At 36.8% G+C, this 22,902-nt stretch carries 23 protein-coding genes; 20 read left to right on the top strand and 3 right to left on the bottom strand.

The window, feature by feature from the left end; translation table 11 throughout:
- Nucleotides 1–584 precede the first annotated feature (584 nt).
- The 11 genes from rpmH (at nt 585) to O7776_RS20225 (ending at nt 11,073) form a co-directional block, all read left to right on the top strand.
- Nucleotides 585–719, top strand: a complete 135-nt coding sequence (gene rpmH, locus O7776_RS20275; protein WP_008408389.1) for a 50S ribosomal protein L34 — start codon at nt 585–587, stop codon at nt 717–719.
- 92 nt (nt 720–811) lie between these two features.
- A complete protein-coding gene (rnpA, locus tag O7776_RS20270; RefSeq protein ID WP_274308664.1) occupies nt 812–1,165 on the top strand; it encodes a ribonuclease P protein component in 354 nt (117 codons plus the stop codon).
- Between the two features lie 204 nt (nt 1,166–1,369).
- The gene (yidC, locus tag O7776_RS20265; RefSeq protein ID WP_274308663.1) at nt 1,370–2,146 is read left to right on the top strand and encodes a membrane protein insertase YidC; all 777 of its coding nucleotides are present in this window, start codon (nt 1,370–1,372) and stop codon (nt 2,144–2,146) included.
- Entirely contained in the window at nt 2,147–2,905 is a 759-nt protein-coding gene (gene jag / locus O7776_RS20260; protein ID WP_274308662.1) for an RNA-binding cell elongation regulator Jag/EloR, read from the top strand.
- A gap of 172 nt (nt 2,906–3,077) precedes the next feature.
- The gene (mnmE, locus tag O7776_RS20255) at nt 3,078–4,463 is read left to right on the top strand and encodes a tRNA uridine-5-carboxymethylaminomethyl(34) synthesis GTPase MnmE (protein WP_274308661.1); all 1,386 of its coding nucleotides are present in this window, start codon (nt 3,078–3,080) and stop codon (nt 4,461–4,463) included.
- Nucleotides 4,464–4,506: 43 nt separating this feature from the next.
- The gene (gene mnmG, locus O7776_RS20250) at nt 4,507–6,402 is read left to right on the top strand and encodes a tRNA uridine-5-carboxymethylaminomethyl(34) synthesis enzyme MnmG (RefSeq protein WP_274308660.1); all 1,896 of its coding nucleotides are present in this window, start codon (nt 4,507–4,509) and stop codon (nt 6,400–6,402) included.
- A gap of 59 nt (nt 6,403–6,461) precedes the next feature.
- Complete coding sequence (rsmG, locus tag O7776_RS20245; RefSeq protein WP_274308659.1) at nt 6,462–7,178, top strand: 16S rRNA (guanine(527)-N(7))-methyltransferase RsmG; 717 nt, start codon at nt 6,462–6,464, stop codon at nt 7,176–7,178.
- 180 nt (nt 7,179–7,358) lie between these two features.
- Entirely contained in the window at nt 7,359–8,246 is an 888-nt protein-coding gene (gene noc, locus O7776_RS20240; RefSeq protein WP_274308657.1) for a nucleoid occlusion protein, read from the top strand.
- 231 nt (nt 8,247–8,477) lie between these two features.
- Nucleotides 8,478–9,239, top strand: a complete 762-nt coding sequence (locus tag O7776_RS20235; protein WP_241370644.1) for a ParA family protein — start codon at nt 8,478–8,480, stop codon at nt 9,237–9,239.
- Entirely contained in the window at nt 9,232–10,074 is an 843-nt protein-coding gene (locus tag O7776_RS20230; RefSeq protein ID WP_274308656.1) for a ParB/RepB/Spo0J family partition protein, read from the top strand. Before O7776_RS20235 ends, O7776_RS20230 begins: the two co-directional genes overlap by 8 nt.
- A 291-nt stretch (nt 10,075–10,365) precedes the next feature.
- On the top strand, nt 10,366–11,073 hold the full coding sequence (locus tag O7776_RS20225) for a DUF554 domain-containing protein (protein ID WP_274308655.1): 708 nt from the start codon (nt 10,366–10,368) through the stop codon (nt 11,071–11,073).
- Here the strand turns inward: O7776_RS20225 and yyaC are convergent.
- Complete coding sequence (yyaC, locus tag O7776_RS20220; RefSeq protein ID WP_241370647.1) at nt 10,990–11,613, bottom strand: spore protease YyaC; 624 nt, start codon at nt 11,611–11,613, stop codon at nt 10,990–10,992. The genes O7776_RS20225 and yyaC overlap by 84 nt on opposite strands.
- 109 nt (nt 11,614–11,722) lie before the next feature.
- Here yyaC and O7776_RS20215 point away from each other — a divergent pair, with 109 nt between their 5' ends.
- From O7776_RS20215 to ychF, 3 genes are all read left to right on the top strand, one after another.
- Nucleotides 11,723–12,613 carry a mechanosensitive ion channel family protein gene (locus O7776_RS20215; RefSeq protein WP_241370648.1) on the top strand — a complete coding sequence of 297 codons (891 nt, stop codon included), beginning with the start codon at nt 11,723–11,725 and terminating at the stop codon, nt 12,611–12,613.
- A gap of 3 nt (nt 12,614–12,616) precedes the next feature.
- The gene (locus O7776_RS20210; protein ID WP_274308654.1) at nt 12,617–12,817 is read left to right on the top strand and encodes a DUF951 domain-containing protein; all 201 of its coding nucleotides are present in this window, start codon (nt 12,617–12,619) and stop codon (nt 12,815–12,817) included.
- A 94-nt stretch (nt 12,818–12,911) separates the two neighbouring features.
- Nucleotides 12,912–14,012 carry a redox-regulated ATPase YchF gene (gene ychF / locus O7776_RS20205; RefSeq protein WP_274308653.1) on the top strand — a complete coding sequence of 367 codons (1,101 nt, stop codon included), beginning with the start codon at nt 12,912–12,914 and terminating at the stop codon, nt 14,010–14,012.
- 165 nt (nt 14,013–14,177) lie between these two features.
- Here ychF and O7776_RS20200 read toward each other — a convergent pair whose 3' ends face one another.
- Complete coding sequence (locus O7776_RS20200) at nt 14,178–16,970, bottom strand: NHL repeat-containing protein (RefSeq protein ID WP_274308652.1); 2,793 nt, start codon at nt 16,968–16,970, stop codon at nt 14,178–14,180.
- 416 nt (nt 16,971–17,386) lie between these two features.
- The gene (locus O7776_RS20195; RefSeq protein WP_274308651.1) at nt 17,387–17,923 is read right to left on the bottom strand and encodes a DUF3267 domain-containing protein; all 537 of its coding nucleotides are present in this window, start codon (nt 17,921–17,923) and stop codon (nt 17,387–17,389) included.
- Between the two features lie 176 nt (nt 17,924–18,099).
- On the opposite strand from O7776_RS20195, the gene rpsF reads away from it, so the two are divergent.
- The 6 genes from rpsF to rplI all read left to right on the top strand — a co-directional run bounded on the left by rpsF (nt 18,100) and on the right by rplI (nt 22,902).
- On the top strand, nt 18,100–18,390 hold the full coding sequence (rpsF, locus tag O7776_RS20190) for a 30S ribosomal protein S6 (RefSeq protein WP_241370653.1): 291 nt from the start codon (nt 18,100–18,102) through the stop codon (nt 18,388–18,390).
- A gap of 37 nt (nt 18,391–18,427) precedes the next feature.
- Nucleotides 18,428–18,991, top strand: coding sequence for a single-stranded DNA-binding protein (ssb, locus tag O7776_RS20185; protein ID WP_274308650.1), 564 nt, complete (start codon nt 18,428–18,430; stop codon nt 18,989–18,991).
- A gap of 44 nt (nt 18,992–19,035) precedes the next feature.
- Nucleotides 19,036–19,275 carry a 30S ribosomal protein S18 gene (gene rpsR, locus O7776_RS20180; RefSeq protein WP_188227411.1) on the top strand — a complete coding sequence of 80 codons (240 nt, stop codon included), beginning with the start codon at nt 19,036–19,038 and terminating at the stop codon, nt 19,273–19,275.
- 249 nt (nt 19,276–19,524) lie between these two features.
- The gene (locus O7776_RS20175; RefSeq protein WP_274308649.1) at nt 19,525–20,472 is read left to right on the top strand and encodes a YybS family protein; all 948 of its coding nucleotides are present in this window, start codon (nt 19,525–19,527) and stop codon (nt 20,470–20,472) included.
- Nucleotides 20,473–20,485: 13 nt separating this feature from the next.
- Nucleotides 20,486–22,459, top strand: coding sequence for a DHH family phosphoesterase (locus O7776_RS20170; RefSeq protein ID WP_241370656.1), 1,974 nt, complete (start codon nt 20,486–20,488; stop codon nt 22,457–22,459).
- Nucleotides 22,456–22,902, top strand: coding sequence for a 50S ribosomal protein L9 (gene rplI, locus O7776_RS20165; protein ID WP_274308648.1), 447 nt, complete (start codon nt 22,456–22,458; stop codon nt 22,900–22,902). The genes O7776_RS20170 and rplI overlap by 4 nt, the downstream gene beginning before the upstream one ends.

Genomic DNA, 22,902 nt, shown 5'->3' with positions numbered 1-22,902 from the left:
AAGTCAGTTCAATATTGATTTGTATATAAATAAAGGCTCTGTAAAGAGAAATAATTAGTAGAAAACAGAGTTATTTTAGGATGCATTTTTACGTTAAAATGCATGTCATACACATAACCACATGTTGTGGATAAACGTTATTCGAAATAGGTGGAAATCTTTGTCCACAGATTATCAACAATTGTGGATAAAATATTTCCCAGAAAAGAATTCCACAAAGTAAAACACAATTATCGTATCAAATAAAGTGGGCTATTTCAATACTTAAACGACTTTATCCACATAATCATAAACTATCCACGTACGAGTTGTCCACAGGCATAATTTATGTGAAAAAGTTGTAGATAACACTTGTGGATAAAATTTTAAGGAAAAATAATTACTCACAGCATTTATTTGAACATCGGAAATTTTTGTGGATAACTGATTTAAAGGAATAAGAGGGGGCGTTGCGTGAGGTATTGATAATAAAAATAGAAAAAATGTATTGAGCCATTGACAAAGAGCTAGTTTTATTTATATAATGTCATGGTCTGTATGTAGAAATAGATATAGTAACACTCAGATTCAGGAGGTGTATATAAATGAAACGTACGTACCAACCTAAAAAACGTAAGCACAGCAAAGTTCACGGTTTCCGCGCTCGTATGAGCACAAAAAACGGCCGTAACGTATTAGCTCGTCGTCGTAAAAAAGGAAGAAAAGTATTATCAGCATAAGTCCACTGAGCCACATCAGTGGTCTTTTTTTTCTTTTATATTGTACGAAGCAAAAAAAGTACCAATGATTAGATGGAGCAGGTGAATGGATAATGAATAAACGCCAACGTATTAAGAAAAATGAAGATTTTCAAAAGGTGTTTAAGAAAGGTAAGTCATTTGCGAATCGCCAATTTGTCGTGTATTGCTTAAAGCAACAAGATCAACAGGCGTTTCGTATTGGCTTATCAGTGAGCAAGAAAGTAGGAAACGCAGTCACACGAGTTCAAGTGAAGCGTTATATTCGCCAAGCTTTTCTGGAAATGAAAGACGAAGTAAAGCAAGATTTCGATTATGTTATTATCGCCAGAACGCAGGCGGCCATGTTAGATTTTCATGAAACGAAAAAAAGCTTGCAGCATGTTTTAAAGGTTGCAAAAGTTTACAAAAGCTCAACAAACCAATAAAGTAAAAAAACAAGATTTCACGCTGTATGGCGCGGAATCTGTTTTTCTAATGGGCTATATTTATTTAAACGGACTGTTCAATAGTTTGAAATAGAGTAGGGATTAATTTTATAAATTATTGAAACAATTAGTAGTGTACAAGCGTGCACACATGATAAACTGTTGTCATATTAACTGAATAGGTTTGCTTTAGGAGGAAGAAGATTGAAGAAAAATCTTTGGATAATGCTGTCGCTTGTATCAGTTGCATTACTGTTATCAGGCTGTTCAGAGTTTGACCAACCGATTTCTGAAGATAGCGAAGGCTTTTGGAATGAATATATCGTTTGGCCACTAGTATCATTCATCAAACTTTTTGCTGATATGTTTGAAGGCAATGTTTCGAATTATGCTTTTGCAATTATTATTGTAACAGTTATTATTCGTTTAATTATTTTACCTTTAACAATCAAGCAAGTTAAGAGCTCTAAGAAAATGCAAGAAATTCAACCGAAGTTAAAAGAGTTACAAGCAAAATATAGCTCGAAAGACGCGGTTACACAACAAAAATACCAGCAAGAAATGATGCAGTTAATGCAAAATTCTGGGGTTAACCCACTATCGGGATGTTTACCAATCTTTATTCAAATGCCAATTCTAATTGGTTTCTATCATGCAATTAGCCGTATGAATGCAACATCTGCATTTGAATTAGGTTCATTTTTATCGGTTCCATTAGCAGAACCAAGTATTGTCTTTGCGGTTATCGCTGGTTTAATTCAGTATGTTGTATTAATGACTGGTCCTGCAGTAGATAACCCACAAATGAAAATTATGATGTACATCATGCCATTAATGATCGTTGGTTTTGGTATTGTTTTACCTGCAGCACTTTCATTATACTGGGTAGTAGGTAACATTGTTTCTGTTTTACAAAACCTTGCGATTTATAAACCTTGGAATAAAAATAAACCGGAAGCTACTGATAAAGGGGCGAAATAAGTGAAACAAACTACGCAAATAGGCGCAACAGTAGAAGAAGCGATCTCATTAGCGTTACAAAAGCTTGGCCATAGTCGTGAACAAGTTGATGTGGAAGTTTTACAAGAAGGTAAAAAAGGATTTTTAGGTTTCGGAGCACGTAACGCACAAGTTCGTGTGACGGTAAAGGACATTGTTCAACAACAAGTGAATGAAGCTGTTTTACAAAAGGTGACATCTGTCGAGGAAGTTGTTATTGACGAAACAGTTGAAGAAGAGCCAATTTTTGTACAAGACGAGCAACAAATTCACCAAGAACATGCCCAGTTTGACCCAATTGAAGAAGCGAAGAGCTATTTGACGAGCATTGCTTTAGAAATGGGCATTACAGATTTATCAATTGAGCATACTTCAGATGGCAAGAACGTGTCATTTAAGTTATCAAGTGAAAAAGCAGCACTATTAATTGGTAAGCGCGGTCTAACATTGAACGCATTGCAACAATTAACGCAGCTTATTTTGAACAAATCAGCAAAATCGTTTATGATTTTACAAATGGATGTAGAAAATTACCGTGAACGGCGCCAAGTCGCGTTAGAACAGCTTGCTGCTCGTATGGCTGATAAAGCAATTCGTTCACGAAAACCTGTTGCATTCGAACCAATGGCATCATACGAACGCAAAATCATTCATAATGCTTTAGCGAATCGTTTAGATATTGAAACGCATTCAGAGGGTACTGAACCGAATCGTTATTTAGTCATTGAACCAGTAAAATAAACATGTAGACAATAGCGACCTATTCTTTTGGGATAGGTCGTTTTTTCGTAGATGTTTAGATAATCTTCATTACTTTAGATTTTGCTTAAAATATGTTAGTCTAAATTGTTAGAAAGAATAGCTCGGATGTGATTTATCCACATGTGGATAACACTGATATAGGAGGATATAAATGGAATTCGATACGATTGCTGCAATATCCACACCAATGGGAGAAGGTGCTATTGCAATTGTCCGTTTAAGTGGCGATGAAGCAGTAGCAATTGCAGATAAAATATTTAAGTCACCAAATAATAAATGCTTAGCAGAAGTCCCGACACATACAATTCACTACGGACATTTAGTCGATCCAAAAACAGATGAAGTCGTTGAAGAAGTGATGCTGTCATTAATGCGCGGGCCTAAAACATTTACGCGTGAAGATGTTGTAGAGATAAACTGTCACGGTGGAATTGTGTCAGTTAATCGTGTATTACAGCTTGTGTTACGTTCAGGTGCCCGTTTAGCAGAGCCAGGGGAATTTACGAAGCGAGCTTTTTTAAATGGCCGTATTGACCTGTCACAAGCAGAGGCTGTAATGGACTTAATTCGTGCAAAAACAGACCGTGCGATGAATGTGGCATTAAATCAAATGGACGGGAAATTATCTCGGTTAATTACATCACTTCGCCAAGCATTAATCGAAACGCTTGCGCAAGTCGAAGTTAATATTGATTATCCAGAATATGATGATGTAGAAGAAATGACGATTCCAGTACTGCAAGAGAAGTGTGGCTGGGTACGTGATGAAATTATTAAACTTCTGAAAACATCATCACAAGGTAAAATTTTACGTGAAGGCTTATCGACTGTTATTTTAGGTCGCCCAAATGTAGGGAAATCTTCACTTTTAAATAGCTTAGTACAAGAAAATAAAGCGATTGTTACTGATATTGCAGGGACAACGCGTGATATCATTGAAGAATATGTAAACGTGCGAGGCGTGCCATTACGTTTAGTCGATACAGCAGGGATTCGTGAAACCGAAGATATTGTGGAGCGTATCGGTGTGGAACGTTCACGTGAGGCATTAAAAGATGCGGACTTAATTTTACTCGTTTTAAATTATGGTGAGGAATTAACGGCAGAAGATGAGCGTTTATTTGAAACGATTCAAATGATGGATTATATCGTTGTTGTTAATAAAACCGATATCGAACGTAAAATTGATTTAAACCGTGTCCATGAACTTGCAGGAAAGCACCGCGTTGTCACAACTTCATTACTGAAAGAAGAAGGCGTTATTGAGCTTGAAGAAGCAATTGCTGCATTATTCTTTGAAGGACAAGTGGAATCACAGGATTTAACCTACGTATCAAATGCACGACATATCGCATTATTACACCAAGCGCAGGTGGTTATTGAAGAAGCACTGCAAGCAGCTGAATCAGGTGTACCGGTGGATATGATTCAAATTGACGTAACACGTACATGGGAAATTCTTGGTGAAATTATTGGAGATACTGTGCAGGAAAGCTTAATTAATCAGCTGTTCTCACAATTCTGTTTAGGAAAATAAAAGAAGTGCTTAACAAGCAGAAATTCAGAAAGGAAGAACATTCATGTCAACACAATATGAAGCAGGTAACTATGATGTAATTGTTGTTGGTTCAGGTCATGCAGGAGTTGAAGCTGCTTATGCCGCAGCAAAAACTGGCGCAAAAACATTAATGCTTACAATCAACTTAGAATTAATCGCGTTTATGCCTTGTAATCCATCAGTCGGCGGTCCTGCAAAAGGGATTGTTGTTCGTGAAATTGATGCATTAGGCGGTTTAATGGGACGCGTAATCGATAAAACACATATTCAAATGCGTATGCTTAATACAGCAAAAGGTCCCGCAGTTCGTGCATTACGCGCACAAGCGGACAAACAACTATACCAACGAGAAATGAAACGCTTGTTAGAGGATGAAGAAAATCTTCAAGTTCGTCAAGCAATGGTAGAAGAATTAATCATTGAGGACAACCAAGTAAAAGGGGTTGTGACACAAGTTGGTGCGATTTATCGTGCAGATGCGGTTGTATTAACAACAGGTACATTTTTACGTGGGGAAATTATCATCGGCGATTTAAAATATTCATCAGGTCCAAATAACCAACAACCATCAATTAAGTTAGCCGATAACTTAAAAGATTTAGGTTTCAATATGGTACGATTCAAAACAGGTACACCACCACGCGTTAATAGCCGTACTATTGATTATTCAAAAACGGAAATTCAACCTGGGGATGAAGAACCGCGCGCATTCAGCTATGAAACAACTGAATTTATTACAGATCAGCTTCCTTGCTGGTTAACATATACGAGTGAAAATACGCATGACATCATAAATGCGAATCTACATCTTTCGCCAATGTTCTCAGGAATGATAAAAGGAACAGGTCCGCGTTATTGTCCGTCAATTGAAGATAAAATTACACGCTTTGCCGATAAGCCACGTCATCAAATTTTCCTTGAACCAGAAGGGCGTGACACGCAAGAAGTTTATGTACAAGGTTTCTCTACATCATTACCAGAGCATGTACAACGTCAAATGGTGGCATCCATTCCTGGTTTAGAAAATGCAGAAATTATGCGTGCAGGTTATGCAATTGAGTACGATGCGGTAGTTCCAACGCAATTATGGCCAACGCTTGAAACAAAAACGATTCAAGGTTTATACACAGCAGGTCAATTAAATGGTACATCAGGCTATGAGGAAGCAGCAGGTCAAGGTTTAATGGCTGGTATGAATGCAGGTCTGAAAGTACAGGGCAAAGAAGAGATTATTCTTTCACGTTCGGACGCTTATATCGGTGTGTTAATTGACGACTTAGTAACAAAAGGTACAAACGAACCTTACCGTCTATTAACATCGCGTGCTGAATATCGTTTACTATTACGTCATGACAATGCAGATTTACGTTTAACAGATGTTGGACATAAAGTAGGCTTAATTTCAGATGAACGATATGCACGCTTTACGAAAAAACGTCAGCAAGTAGAAGACGAAATCACACGTTTACGCGAGATTATCGTGAAACCAAATGCGCAAACACAAGAAACAGTTCGTTCAGTAGGTGGCGCAGAGTTAAAAGACGGTATTCGTGCATCGGACTTTGTCAAACGTACAGAAATGACATATGACTTAGTAGCAGGTTTAATTGAGCCAACTGAAGAATCATTAAGTGAAGAAGTACGTGAGCAAGTTGAAATTCAGTTAAAATACGAAGGCTATATTCAAAAAGCGGTTCAACAAGTGGAAAAAATGAAAAGACTTGAAGATAAGAAAATACCAGAAAACATTGATTACGATGCAATTAGTAGCTTAGCTACAGAAGCCTTACAAAAATTAAAGCAAGTACGCCCGCTATCAATCGCACAGGCATCACGTATTGCAGGTGTAAACCCTGCAGATATTTCGATTTTACTTGTCTATATTGAGCAAGGAAAAATTGCAAAAATCACTAACTAATGAGAGAGCGTCTTTTTATAGGGCGCTCTTATTTATGAATACAATAAAGGAGCGTTATTATGAACGAGCAGCAATTTATTGAAGCCTTAAAGCAAAAGGGCATCGAGCTTTCAGATGAGCAAGTCGCACAGTTCCGTAAATACTTTGAGCTTTTAATTGAGTGGAATGAAAAAATGAACTTAACAGCCATTACAGATTTAGAAGGTGTCTATTTAAAACACTTTTACGATTCAATTAGCGCGTCATTTTACTTTGACTTCACAAAAGTAACAACTGTATGTGATGTCGGTGCAGGTGCTGGATTCCCAAGTATACCAATTAAAATCTGTTTCCCACATTTGGAAATTACCATTGTGGATTCTTTAAACAAGCGTATTACGTTTTTAAATCATTTAGCGAATGAATTAAACTTGAAAAATATGTCATTCGTGCATGCACGCGCGGAAGAGTTTGGTCAAAATGAGAAATACCGAGAGCAGTTTGATGTTGTCACAGCACGCGCAGTTGCCCGTCTTTCAGTTTTATCAGAGCTATGTATCCCACTTGCAAAAGAGGGGGGTTACTTTGTGGCATTAAAAGCAGCAGCTGGTGCAGAAGAAATGAAGGATGCCGCAAAAGCGATCACAACATTAGGTGCGAAATTAAAAGAAGAGTTCGCGTTCCTTTTACCAGTTGAAGAAAGTGAGCGTTCGCTTTATGTTTTTGATAAAGTAAAAGTAACACCAAAAAAATACCCACGTAAACCAGGTGTTCCGAATAAAACTCCTATTAAATAAATTTAGTAAAAGTTAAAGAAAAATATAAATTATGAAATGTTTTGGTCTTTTGATGCATACATAATTATATTTATGTTATTTTTTCAAAATTACTGTTCATTGGACACTGTACATTTTTGAATGAATCAGAAATAATATTGTATATGAACTAGACAGTTTCTTAAAGGTGGTGCCACACGGATGAAAAGTACTTTTTCACGTTTTTTCGGAGGCGGGACTAAGGAGCAGCCAGAAGTAAACAGTGAAGTAGAAGTAATAGAGAATATCTCAATGGCTTCAGAAGAAGTAGTTAAAATTCCTATAGATAAAATCATTCCAAACCGTTATCAGCCACGTACAGTTTTTGATGATGAGAAGATTGAAGAATTAGCAAGAACGATTCATACACACGGTGTTATTCAACCAATCGTAATTCGACCAATGACGGGTGATGCAAGTAAATATGAAATCATTGCAGGTGAACGTCGCTATCGTGCCATGAAATCGTTGCAGTGGACAGAAGTGCCTGCGATTGTGCGTAATTTAAATGATCGTGAAACGGCTTCAATTGCGCTTATTGAAAACCTTCAACGTGAAGAATTGACAGCAATTGAGGAAGCACTTGCATACCAACAATTATTAGAGTTACATTCGCTAACACAAGAAGCGCTTGCTCAACGATTGGGTAAAGGCCAATCAACAGTTGCCAATAAATTGCGTTTATTAAAGCTTCCGCAATTTGTGCAGGATGCCATTTTAAATCGTGAAATCACGGAGCGTCATGCTCGTGCATTAATTTCCATTAAAGATGATCAATTACAAATGCAATTAATCGCAGCAACGAAAGAGTTTGATTGGAATGTAAGACAGCTTGAAGAACAAATTCAAAAAATTCTTCATCCGGAAGAGCCGGAAGCTAAAAAACGCAAACCTGCTCGAAAAGCGATTAGTAAAGATGTACGCATTGCCCTTAATACTATTAAGCAGTCATTATCGATGGTTACAAAAAGCGGAATCAATTTAAAAACAGAGGAAGAAGATACAGATGATTACTATCAAATTACTGTAAAAATTCCGAAGAAAAAATAAGCGAGTTGCCTTCTATGTATTTTGTATGTAGAAGGTTTTTTAGTGGGTAAAAAGCATAATTTATTCAGGAAATCCATAAAGATAGGTAAAATAGTTTTTATAATGCAACTTTTTATATAGTTTTTTGATAATATGAGATTAGAATAAGAAAAATCGTCAATAAAGTCATCGTAAAATGATAGATAGATTCACTAATATACCTAAAATGAAGTGATGAAAGCAGGTGCGAGTATGGGACGTATTATTGCAATAGCCAATCAAAAGGGCGGTGTCGGTAAAACAACGACATCCGTTAATTTAAGTGCATGTTTAGCTTATTTAGGAAAGAAAGTGTTATTAATCGATATCGACCCTCAAGGTAACGCATCAAGTGGCCTTGGGGTAAAAAAAGGCGATTTAGAAAGTTGTATTTATGATGTTCTGATTAATGATGAAGATATAAAAGAGGTCATTCAACGAACAGACGTAGAGAATTTGTATATTGTGCCTACAACAATTTCACTTGCAGGTGCAGAAATTGAGCTTGTATCGACGATTTCACGTGAAGTACGTTTAAAAAAGGCTGTGCAAGAAATAAAAAGCAATTTTGACTTTATTATTATTGATTGTCCACCATCGTTAGGGTTATTAACAATCAATGCGTTAACAGCAGCTGATGCATTAATTATTCCAGTACAATGCGAATATTATGCGTTAGAAGGATTAAGCCAACTATTATCGACAGTTCGCCTTGTTCAAAAGCATTTAAATAAAGAGCTTGTGATTGATGGGGTATTACTAACGATGCTTGATGCGCGTACAAACTTAGGTTTGCAAGTGATTGATGAAGTAAAACGTTATTTCCGAGATAGAGTGTATCGTTCGATTATTCCACGTAATGTACGTTTAAGTGAAGCGCCTAGTCATGGTAAGCCTGTAATATTGTATGATGCCAAATCTCGCGGATCAGAAATATATTTAGAGTTTGCAAGGGAAGTGATTAAAAATGGTTAAAGGTTTAGGAAAAGGGATTGACGCATTATTTCGTGAGGAAGCGGTACATAAAGAAGATCAGGTACAGCAAATTGCGATTGCCAAGATTTTGAGGAATCCATTTCAACCACGTAAACGATTTGATGAGACAGCCATTGAAGAACTGGCACAGTCAGTACGTGAACATGGGATTATTCAACCAATTGTTGTCCGTAAAAACGTAAAGAAATATGAAATTGTTGCTGGTGAGCGTCGTTATCGCGCGGCAAAACTCGCGGGTTTAACCGATGTACCAGTTATCGTGCGTGATTTTAATGAACAACAGATGATGGAAGTCGCGATTTTAGAAAACTTACAACGTGAAGATTTAACACCAATTGAAGAAGCAGAAGCGTACAATAGCTTAATCGTTAATCTAAAATTTACACAGGAAGATTTGGCACAGCGCTTAGGGAAAAGTCGTCCTCATATTGCCAATTTAATTCGTTTATTGCAATTGCCTGAAGATATTCGAGAACTTGTAAATGAAGGGCATTTATCAATGGGTCACGGCCGCGCATTACTTGGTTTAAAAAACAAGCGTCGTATACCAGAAGTCGCGAGCAAGGTTATGAAGGATCAATTAAATGTACGCCAGCTCGAAAAATATATTCAGGACTTAAATGAGTCTGTTTCACGTGAAACGAAGCAACCAAAAAAAGATGTGCATACACAAGCAACAGAATCACAACTACGTGAATATTTTGGTACTCAAGTACAAATTAAAAAGGTGAAAAATAAAGGGAAAATAGAAATTGAATTTTATTCAGAAGATGATTTACAACGTATTTTGGAAATGCTGAATATTGAAGAATAATAGTGAAAGGGCTTGTCCGGAAAGTAATCTGGACAAGCCTTTTGTGTTGAGGATGGTTTTCAGAGTGATTCTGGGCTCGCATTTGTTGTCACAAGATTGATCCTTATAGTAATCATTCTTTATTCTGACTACGGAATTAAATTGACGAATAATACGTAGGACAGATGTATTATTTTTTGAAATCTGTATTGTTTTTATGAATATATTTAAGAGGAATTTGAAAATGGAATTTAAGTTATAGTATGCCCATGTTAAAATCAAAACTATTATAAAAAGAAAGAGGCATCCATTATGGTATTACTAGGTTCGTTATTAAATGCTTTATTTATTGTTATTGGTGCATTTTTAGGGAGATTATTTAAAAATATCCCTGAAAATATGCAACAAACAGTTATGGTCATTATTGGATTAGTTATTGCATTGTTGGGGATCCAAATGGGAATGGAAAGTAGTAATTTTATTGTCATTGTTATTAGTCTAGTCGTTGGTACGGTTATTGGTGAATGGCTTGATTTAGACAGTAAATTTAATCGCCTTGGTTTGTGGGTGGAATCTCTTTTTGGTAAACGTGCTCAAAAAGGGACGATTGCACAAGGATTTGTGACTGCTTCTTTAATTTTTGTTATTGGTTCGATGGCGATTATTGGCGCATTAGATAGTGGTTTACGTAATGAGCATGATGTACTCATTACAAAAGGAATAATTGACGGCTTTATGTCAATTATTTTGGCGTCAACGTTAGGAATAGGAGTAATGCTATCCGCCGTGCCTGTCTTTTTATATCAAGGGGCGATAGCGTTATTTGCGGGTGTTATTAGTACATATATTCCAACTGACGCACTAGATTTATTTATTAAAGAGATGACGGCTACAGGCGGTGTAATGATTTTAGCGATTGGCTTAAATATAGCGAATCTAACGAAAATCCGTGTAGCCAATTTGCTGCCAGCGATTATTGTTGTAGCTATTATGGTAGCCATTATTTTTCCGTTTCAATAAATGACGTTGCCACGCAAGTAATAAGGCACGGGCAATTTTGTCCCCCATTGAGTAGGTAACATGTAAACGCGTATTTGAAAGCACTTTAGCTTCCATAAATCCGCCGATATTGACAATGCCTTTAATGGCTAAATCGCCGATTGGAGGCAATTGCTTATTTACTGCTTTTCCTGGATAGAGTGGTCCAGGTTGGACTAAGATGGAACCAATGGCAGTTGATTCGCCTAAACAAGCATCGATGGCCACGATATAAGGCTCTTGTTGTTCGTACAGCTGCTTTTGGCGGTCGATAATATTAAGTGCATGGAGTGGTGCTTGTAATGTTCCAACAATTTCGAATGGAAATGAAAATGTTTGTTGTAATTGGCTACCAATAATTGGACCGAGTGCATCACCAGTAGAACGGTCGGTACCGATACAGCAAAATATTAATTTTTCATGATCAAATGGAATAAGCTGCAATAAGATTTCACTTAGCTCCCATACGGCACTTGTTTGCTCGTAATGAATGCTATAATTCTTTTCAGAGGCTTGTGTCATTTATACACTCCTTTTATTCGAAATAGATTACTCGAGAAATATGAAAAAATACGATATATTTATGCAGTATATTCAATATGCTACAGCGTTATACAAGAGGTGAAAAATTTTGGAAGAAGAACTAACAATAGACATTGCAACGACAGATATTAAAGGTCTTGCACGCTATACAACTAAGCTTTGGGACTATGTTACAAGCCAAGCATTCTGGGATATGATTTTAGAAGTGACCATAAAAATTGCAGCAATTTTGGTTATTTCATATTTAGTCGTGCTCATTGGAAAAAAAGTAATTGCGCGTGTTTTTATGATTCGTGTTCGAAATAATGAGCGTCGCCAAGTGACCATTGTAAAATTATTGCAAAGTGTATTAAGTTATTTAGTATACTTCTCAATGATTATGGGGATTTTATCCGCATTAAATATTCAAATTGCAGGGTTAATTGCAGGGGCCGGAATTGCATCGGTTGCCATTGCATTTGGTGCCCAAAACTTAGTGAAGGATATCATCACCGGATTCTTTATCATTTTAGAAGATCAATTTAGTGTAGGTGATTATGTAAGAATTGGTGCAGCAGAAGGTACGGTTATAGAAATTGGTTTACGTACAACGAAATTAAAAGGCACAAATGGAGAGCAATTTATTTTGCCAAATGGAAGCATTGCGGAAGTTATTAACTATTCTATTAATAACTCAAAAGCGATGATTGATATGCAAGTAGCACTCGATGCTAATATTGAAAAAGTACAAATAATTATTCAAGATTATTTAGATACATTACCTTCGCAACATGAGGAACTTGTGAGTGCGCCACTATTTTTAGGCGTTACGAATACGACAAGTACGGAAGCGACAATTCGAATTACGGTGGAGACATTACCATTACAGCAGTTCGCGATCTCCCGTGTTATTCGTAAAGATGTCATTGATATTTTAACGCGTAACGGTATTCCATTAGCTGTGCCGAAAATGATGTTTTATGATAAAGGGGGAGAATAACGGGTGGAAGCAAAACAATATGAGCTAAACGATGTTGTGGAAATGAAAAAGCAGCATCCATGTGGAACAAATGCATGGAAAATTATTCGTCTTGGGGCAGATATTCGTATTAAATGTGAGGGCTGTGGTCATAGTGTGATGATCGCACGTCGAGAATTCGAAAAGAAAATGAAAAAGGTGTTAAACAAGTCGAGTGAGGCTTAAACGCAAATTAGACTTTTATCGATGAAATCAATATAATAGACAAGGTTATAGAATTTTAGAAAAAATGTACTGAACATAGAAAGGTTGTGTCCAAATGGCATTAACAGCAGGTATCGTTGGTTTACCGAACGTAGGGAAATCGACGTTATTCAACGCAATTACAAAAGCAGGTGCTCTTGCGGCTAACTATCCGTTCGCAACAATCGAACCAAACGTAGGTAGCGTAACAGTTCCAGACGAGCGTTTAGACAAATTAACAGAATTAGTAACACCAAAGAAAACTGTTCCTACAACATTCGAATTTACAGATATCGCTGGTATCGTAAAAGGTGCTTCTACAGGTGAAGGGTTAGGAAACAAATTTTTAGCACATATCCGTGAAGTAGATGCAATTTGCCAAGTTGTTCGTTGCTTCGAAGACGAAAACATTACTCATGTAGCGGGTACAGTTAATCCAATTGACGACATTGAAGTTATTAACTTAGAGTTAATTTTAGCGGACATGGAATCAGTGGAAAAACGTATCCAACGAGTTGCAAAAATGGCCAAGCAAAAAGATAAAGAAGCTATGGTAGAAGAACCAATTCTTCAAAAAATTAAAGAAGTGTTAGAAGCTGAAAAACCAGCACGTGCAGCTGAACTATCAGATGACGAGAAAAAGGTTATTAAAGGTCTACACTTATTAACAGTGAAGCCAATGCTTTATGTAGCCAATGTTTCAGAGGATGAAGTAGCAGATCCAGCTGACAACAAGTACTTACAAATGGTACAAGAGTACGCTGCAGCAGAGGGCGCACAAGTAATTACAATTTGTGCGAAAATCGAAGAAGAAATCTCTGAATTAGAAGATGATGAGAAAAAAGAATTTTTAGCGGAATTAGGAATTGCTGAATCCGGCTTAGATCAATTAATTAAAGCTTCTTATAGCTTATTAGGTTTAGCTACTTACTTCACAGCTGGTGTACAAGAGGTTCGTGCTTGGACATTCCGTAAAGGTATGAAAGCGCCACAATGTGCAGGAATTATCCACACGGATTTCGAGCGCGGCTTTATCCGTGCAGAAACTGTGGCCTTCACAGATTTAGCAGAGTTCGGTTCAAAGCCAGCAGCTAAAGAAGCGGGTCGTGTACGTGCTGAAGGTAAAGAATACGTTGTTCAAGATGGGGACGTAATGGAGTTCTTATTTAACGTATAAAATTAATGCGAGGGAAATGTCCGAAAAGGTGTACCTTTTTGGACATTTCATTACCTATGTATTATTTATCTGCTTAAGGCGGTGCTCCTTTGGTGGTCACAATAACTTCAGGAACAAAGGGTCTATCCGGAAAGTGATTTCTGGACAGACCCTTTGCTTTTTTAATTATTCTCCATCTTCAGGATTCGGTTGGTTGCCTTTGCCTGGCTTGTTTGGTTGATTACCTTTTCCAGGTTTATCAGGCTGATTGCCTTTTCCAGGCTTATTTGGTTGATTGCCTTTCCCAGGTTTTGTTGGTGTTGTCGGTTCCACCACTTTTTCACGTTCAAACGTTAGTTGAACATCATCAAAGTAAGCGCCGTTTGTTGTGAAGTAATTAGACGAACCAACAAAAATACGTGCGTATTTAGCATCTTCCGGAGCCGTTACGATGGCTTGGACCGTTTGCCATTCTTTATGACCACCACGTACATGAATGATGTTTTCGCCATCTTTATCTGTTCCTACTTGTACGCCATTTTCGTTGAAGTAGCGTAAGAAGAAGCTAACACTACCATCCTCTAAAAATAGCTTTGAAGAGGCTGTATAAGTTTGACCTGCATCAATTGGAATCAAATTAGTTTGAGCAAAAACCGTTTCATTTTGAGCGCTATCTACAATTTTTAAGCTTGTTAAACCATCTTGTGCACGTAATGTACTTAATTCAAATTTTACATTAGCTGAAAAAGTACCAAATAATGAAGACCAACCTGGAATTTTGTCCTCAATTAATGGTTCTTCAAAGCTAGCATTTTCAATTGCTACATGAACAGTTTCCATTTCTGGTTCCTCTGGTGTAATCACTTCGCCGCCATCAATGACAGGAACCATATAAAGATGGGTAGCAGTTGCATCAATATAGTAAATATTTTCATTTCCTGCTGAATCTTGTCCTAATACCATAAAATCAATTTCTGGACCATTCGAAATAAGAGATACAAAATCAAGCGTCTCTGGATCTACAACAGATAACTTTCCAGCAACATCTGTATATAATAATCCATCTTGTCCAAATTCAATATGAACAGGGCGCCACATGCCGCGATTTTTGATTTCTGGATATAAATTTTTGTATTTAACAACCGCAAGATTTTCCGGATTTAGTGCAAAAATAATGCCATCTACTGCACCCCATAATAAATTATCGGGACCAAATGTTAATCCACTAATCATTGGAGGTGTATCAAGTTCAGGAATAGCTAATTCGGTTTCTTGTACAACACGTTCAGATGCAACATCCCAAATAAACAACTTCGCTTCTGTCGCAGTTGGATTGATGTCTAAACCACCGCGAATTGTTGTAGAACCATAAATTTTTCCATTGCGCATCGCTAAACCAACAATACTTTGATCTTTTACTAAATTTGTATAAGTTGAGCGAGTATTGGATACTGTATCATAAATAGTTAAAGAGCCACCTAATTTTTGGTAATTAGGAATTGTACCAATTAAAAGTTTGTTATCTTCAAACTCCATAACATATGGACGGTCTTGGTTATAGTCCTTTTTTAGATCAAATAATGTTTCACTAGTTAAAGTGTCTGTATTCATTTTTTGAATAACTGCCCCAGGATAAATGCCAAAATACAGGTCCTTATTATTTCCTGCTACAATTCCTTCAGCCTGACCTTGACTGTACGTAATAAATTGATTTGTTTTTGTATTGAATCTCGATCCTTTTGGGCCTCCTGGATATGTCGTCATATACAAGTTTCCATCTGGACCTTTTCCTAAATTGTGTAATTTTAATGGGGATGCAACCATTGCTCCTGGGAGTAATTTTGTTGTGCCTGTTTCCAAATTGGCAATGAAGATTTGACCTAATCTAGACATCGTTACAACGGAAGCCCCAGGTAAATCAGGTGTACCGAATTCTAAAACTGCGCCACCGCGTAATCCTGCTGCATAGCTAATTCCAGTACGACGAGTTTCAAGAGTTGCCATATTGACTTCTACTATTTCTCGATTATGGATTACGTAAATTTTATCGCCTTTATTAGGTAACTGAACAAATCCAAAACTTCCAATATCATTTGTTGAGCCATCATGTAACTTTGCAAGTTTAAAATTTTCTATCCACTGTTGTGTGTGTAAATCATAAAATAAGATTGCGCCTTCTTTTCCTTCGTCAAAGCGTGTTACTAAATAATGACCAGCGATACTCATATCATAAGCAAAATTAATTTCATCGACAGGCTTCCCAATAAGAGCTGGTACACGTTTTGTAATATCTTCTTTTTCAAAAGTTGTTGTACTGATGCGATAAACTTTCCCTGATACACCTAAACCTGCGTATAAATAGCCATCATAATATTCTAAAGACCGAATATAACTGCTATTACCTTGATCAATTTTTCCTAAATCAACAAATTGATTGGTTGTAATATCATATTTGAAAATGCGTCCATCATTTTCTGCATATGAACCAACATAGAGATTTCCAGCCTCATCAGTCGTGCTACTCCAAAGCTGGTGTGCAGAGTTTGGTGCACCTAGTTTGGTTACTTGTTTTGTTTGAGGCGAATAGCGCCAAACTTCACCAACATTTGAATTTGTAAGTGCGGCAATATATACCGTACCATCTTTTGAAATAGAGTGACTCCAAACTTGGGAAACCCCACTTAATTGTTGTGAAAATAATAGTTTATTGGTTTTGACATCGACGATATTAAAAATACCGCCATTTGCTGTTGCGTATACGACATCTTTGCCATCTTCTTGACCAAAAACGGCATTGATTAAAACAACTTCAGATGCGCCAATGCCTAAGTTAACAGGCTCCTTAAATCCACGATTTTTTAATAGCGCCATAACATTTTCATCATTTGCCTGCGTTGAATTGCTAGAAATCAAGGTAAAAGTAAAAACAACAGCAAAGACCATTAGAACTTTTGTTATCTTACTAATAAATTGAATCAATAGAAAATACCCCCTTTTACTTGTGATAATGTCATTTTATCTAAAAATTCAGTTAACTGTGGTCTTATTAATGTCTTTAAATAGACTAAGTAAATAATTGATTAAATAGTACTGGATAAGGAGGTGATTCGTAGGGGAAAATGGGAGACAGCTAATAAATCAAAAATAGATATTTTTCCGAGTGGTATAGGTAAAAAGTGTATAACGAAAGTAAAATAATAAAGTTATTATTGAAAACATAGAATATCATTTAAGAAAGTGTATTTATCTAGCATTAACGGGCAGTAAAACAACCACCTTAAAGTTTAAGAAAATCGAGAGGTATATATGGGAGATTAACTACTCATAAAAGCCTGATTGGTGAAGGCTACAATCAATGAGAGATGTAGAAAACCTCCACTAATTGAAGGTTTACTTTATTTATAAACATATAGCTTCGGTTCTTTTGGATCGTCTTCTACAATCGCATCATTTGGAAATTTGCGTAATTCCTTATACATATAAAAATCACCAACTGCACCGGCCATTAAGAGTGCACCGATAATAACAAGCAAAAAATTACCGATTGCTAACCCAATAATTGTTGGTACAACGCCTGTTGTCCAAAAAGGTAATAGCAATGCTTTTTTCATGGCAGCGTTTGTAAGTGGCTTTTTTGTTGTTGCATATGCTACGCCGAGTTTTAAATTAACGCCATAATCAAGGTCTTTGTAAGATACGCGACCAAATACGATGAAGCCGATTAAATGAAATACTTCATGTAAAATAATGAGTACAATATAGGCGAGAATCAAATAGAAAAAATCAAACAATGAAAAATTAGCAGTAAATCGTTGATGAATGAGTGAATTTAGTAGAACAGTAAAAATAATTAAAACAATTGTCCATATAATATTGTCACGTGCCATTTTTTGCATATTTAATTCAATAATAATTGGCTGTTTAGTGTTCATAAAGCACCTCCATTATCAATGATTATAACAAAAATTGAATAAAGATTAAGAGGCGTATCTGGTTGCGCCTAAATTGTAATTGTGATACAATTCATTGATGTGAGTAATAGAAGTTACTTACTCCTTGCTCCCTGCTAGACAGGAGAGCCCAAGTCCATAAGGAGGTGCAAACACAAATGAGAAAGTACGAATTAATGTACATCATCCGTCCAAACATTGAAGATGAGGCGAAAAAAGCTTTAACAGCTCGTTTCGAAGAGATCTTAACTTCAAATGGTGCAGAGATCGTTGAAGCAAAAGATTGGGGTAAAAAACGCTTAGCTTATGAAATCAACGACTTCCGCGAAGGTTTCTACCAAATCGTGAAAGTTAACGCTGGTACAGAAGCTATCAACGAATACACTCGTTTAGCGAACATCAGCGAAGACATCATCCGTCACATCGCAGTACGCGAAGGAGACAAATAATTTTTAAACAAAATGCTGTAAAAAGGAGGGTGCATTGATGATTAACCGTGTTGTATTAGTTGGAAGACTAACAAAGGATCCAGAGCTTCGTTACACACCGAGTGGAGTTCCAATGGCGCGTTTTACAATTGCTGTAAACCGTACTTTTTCGGGCCAATCGGGTGAACGCGAAGCAGATTTCATAGGCTGTATTGCCTGGAGAAAACAAGCTGAAAACTTAGCGAACTTCATGCGAAAAGGAAGTTTAGTTGGTGTGGAAGGCCGTATTCAAACGGGTAGCTATGAAGGACAAGATGGTAAGCGTGTATACACAACAGATGTCGTTGCAGATGCTGTGCAGTTCTTAGAGCCGCGCGGAGGAGCAAGTACATCACAAGGTATGCAAGGTAACCAACAATATGGCGGTGGGCAGAATAATTATGGTGGACAACCATCATACAATCAGCCAAACCAACAATTTGGAGGAGCTCAACCACAAGATTCTTATGGTTCTTATCAACAACCACCTCAAAATCAGCAAAATTATACACGTGTAGATGAAGATCCATTTGCAAATAGTAAAGGGCCAATTGAGGTTTCTGAAGACGATTTACCGTTCTAAGAACTGCAACATCTACAAATTTAAAAATTAAAAGGAGGAACACGATAATGGCACCACGTCGCGGAGGCCGCAAACGCCGTAAAGTTTGCTACTTCACTTCAAACAACATTACGCACATCGACTACAAAGATGTAGATCTTTTAAAGAAATTCATCTCTGAGCGCGGTAAAATTTTACCACGTCGCGTAACAGGTACTTCTGCTAAATACCAACGTAAACTTACATCTGCAATCAAAGTTTCACGTATTATGGCATTATTACCATTCGTTGCTGAAGACAAATAAGTCTCATTTGGTTATTAAGTAACCGTTATAAAACCACCCATTCTAATTTTAGAAGTGGGTGGTTTTTTGTCTTTCAATTTTATGTATTGTGTGTGGCGTTAGTTTGTTTGAACATGTAAAAATGGTACAATAGAATGGTGAGAAAAGTTGAAAGGGTCGATTAATTATTTATATTATTCGGCATCGGAAAGACATAAACGTATTTGTGATTTAGAAAGTCTTTCGAACTCTAGATAAGGAAGGTTCTCCATGCAAAATAATCAATCAAGGAAGTTAGCACACGGCGCGATGATGATTGCACTGTTTACAGTGTTAATGGCCATCGTTTTTTATGTGCCTATAGCGAGTTTACTTGCAGCAGTAGTCGCACCACTACCAATTATTTGGTATAGTGCACACTATGACCGAAAATCATCGGTATTTGTTGCTATTGCAGCCGTAATCGTTACTTTTTTTATTGGTGGATTGTTCCTAATGCCCGCTTCTTTAATCTTTGCAGCAGCAGGTATGACAATTGGTGATGCCATTTATAATAAAAAAAGCAAAGTATTTATGTTTTTATCTACAAGTGTTATTTTAATCCTGACATTTGCGGTTCAATATGTAATTGCAGTTCGTTTATTTGCCGTTGACTTTATCAGAGAGTCACTGGATTTAATGAAAACGACGTATTTAGAGTCAATTAAAATGACAGAGCAAATTACAGGTCACGCAACGCCTAAGGAAACAATGGATAATTTAACGAATATGTTAGATATGTTAGAAACCGTGGTTCCAGCTGCGATTACACTTTCGATGCTGTTATTTGCACTATTACTTATTTCGGTGAACTTACCGATTTTAAAACGTTTGAAAGTTAATGTACCAGAATTTGCTGAGTTTAGTAAATTACGCTTACCTAGATCGGTTCTTTGGTATTACTTAATTGTATTAGCAATTAATTTATTTGTCCGCCCTGAGGTTGATTCAATATTAGGTGTTGTAATGCTAAATGTTTCAATGATTTTATGGGTATTACTAACAATACAGGGAATCTCGTTTATTCATTATGTGCTTAATTGTTATAAGCAACCGAAGTTTTTAAAGGTTATTAGTACGTTAATGGCTATTCCGTTTTATTCATTTGTAATTCTAATTGGTATTATTGATTTAGGGTTTAATGCTCGAGAATTTATTGTACAAAAGAGTCAAAAATGAGGAGCTGATTGAAATGGGGATTTTTCGTAAACGACCAATTCGATATCCATTGCTAGTATTATTTTTACTAGGTATAGTAGCAGCTACCCTTATTATGATGTGGAATGTATGGATTGGTATTGTCTTTGTATTAGTTTATGCAGTAGCGATGTACTATACGTTGCGTGTAGAGCTCGTAACGTATTTAGAGACGGAAAAGCATATTGAAGAATTATCGTTTCGTATGAAGAATGTTGGCGAAGAGGCCTTTTTGGAGATGCCGTTTGGGATACTTATTTTAAACGATGATTTTTCAATTGAATGGGCAAATCCGTTTATGCAGCGTATACTTCAGCAAGAATCATTAGTTGGGCACGAGTTATTCGGTATTTCTGAAACGCTGCACACCCTTGTGATGCAAGGGAAAAAAGAAGAGATGGCAATTGCTTTATTTGATCGTAAATATAATGTGTATTACAAAAAAGAAGAAAAAATTCTCTATTTCTTTGATGTAACTAAACAAGTACAAATTGAAAAGCAATATTTAGCGGATCGTACCGTGCTTGCCATTATATTTATTGATAACTATGATGAATTAACATCAGGTATGGACGATCAAGCACGTAGTTTAACCAATACAATGGTGACGTCGATTATTAATGAATGGGCGGCGCAGTATGATATTTTTGTTAAACGTTTTGCATCGGATCGTTATATTGCGGTATTTAATGATGCAATTTTGGCAGAGTTTGAACAGAAGCGTTTTTCGATTTTAGATGTTGTACGTGAACGCACCGCGCAAAAAAATCTATCGTTGACGTTAAGTATTGGAGTGGGTGCAGGCTCTCAATCGTTAGTGGAGCTTGGGCAGCTTGCACAATCGGGATTGGATTTAGTATTAGGACGCGGTGGTGACCAAGTAGCGATTAAACAATCAAACGGGAAAATCCGTTTCTATGGTGGTAAAACGAACCCTGTTGAAAAACGCACAAGGGTACGTGCTCGTGTCATTTCACATGCGTTAAGTGATTTAATTCAAGATAGTGATCGTGTGTTTGTCATGGGGCACAAAAATCCAGACATGGACTCGATTGGTGCCTGTGTAGGTGTACGTAAAATGGTGGCAATGAATGGTATAGAGGGCGATATTATTGTTAACTTTGATGAAGTACATGGCAGTGTCGATCGCTTAATGAATGAGTTAGAAGCTAAAACGGATTTCTATGATCGTTTTATCACGCCAGATGATGCGCTATCAAAAATAACTGCAAAATCACTCGTTATTATTGTCGATACACATAAACCAAGTTTAGTAGTAGACAGCCGTCTGTTAAGTAAAACGGATAAGGTTGTTGTCATTGACCATCATCGTCGTGGTGAAGAATTTATTACAAATCCGACATTAGTATATATGGAGCCATATGCATCGTCTACAGCGGAGCTTGTAACAGAATTACTAGAATATCAGCCGCAAAATGAAAAGTTAGTGCCATTAGAGGCAACGGCGCTGTTATCTGGTATTATTGTTGATACGAAAAGCTTTACATTGCGTACTGGCGCCCGTACCTTTGAGGCAGCCTCGTATTTACGTACATTTGGTGCAGATACAGTATTGATTCAGCGCCTATTAAAAGAAGATGTCGATACGTATGTAACGCGTTCAAAAATTATCCAAACAGTTGAGTTTCCATATAAGGAAATTGCTGTTGCGCATGGTGAAAATTCAAAAGTGTATGATTCGGTGCTTATTGCACAAACGGCCGATATTTTATTAACGATGAAAGATATCGGAGCATCGTTTGTTATTGCGCATCGTAGTGATGGCCTAATTGGTATTAGTGCCCGTTCATTAGGTGAAGTGAATGTGCAGTTGATAATGGAGCAGCTAGGTGGCGGTGGGCATTTAACGAATGCCGCAACACAAATTGCAGCTAGCTCGATTGATGAAGCGAAACAGCATTTATATGAAGCAATTACTGAAATAGTCGAAGGGAGTAATCAATCATGAAAGTAGTATTTTTAAAAGACGTTAAAGGTAAAGGAAAAAAAGGTGAAATTAAAGAGGTTTCAGAAGGTTATGCACGTAACTTTTTAATTAAAAATGGTTATGCAAAAGAAGCAAACAACCAAGCAATGAGCGAATTAAAAGGGCAACAACGCCTTGTAGAAAAAAATGCAGCAGCAGAATTACAAGCAGCGGAAGATTTAAAAGTAGAATTAGAAAAAGTAACAGTCGAAATTAAAGCAAAATCAGGTGAAGGTGGCCGATTATTCGGTTCGGTTTCAACAAAGCAAATTGCCGATCAACTACAAAAGAAACATGGCTTTAAAGTAGATAAACGAAAAATGGATTGCAACGATGGAATCCGTTCGTTAGGTTTTACAAACGTTCCTGTCAAGTTACATCACGATGTAAAGGCAACATTAAAAGTACATGTAATTGCAGAATAA

The sequence above is a fragment of the Solibacillus daqui genome (assembly GCF_028747805.1).
Taxonomy (GTDB): Bacteria; Bacillota; Bacilli; order Bacillales_A; family Planococcaceae; genus Solibacillus; species Solibacillus daqui.
The sequence above is the reverse complement of the archived record's forward strand: the minus strand, read 5'-3'. Positions and strand labels throughout refer to the sequence as shown.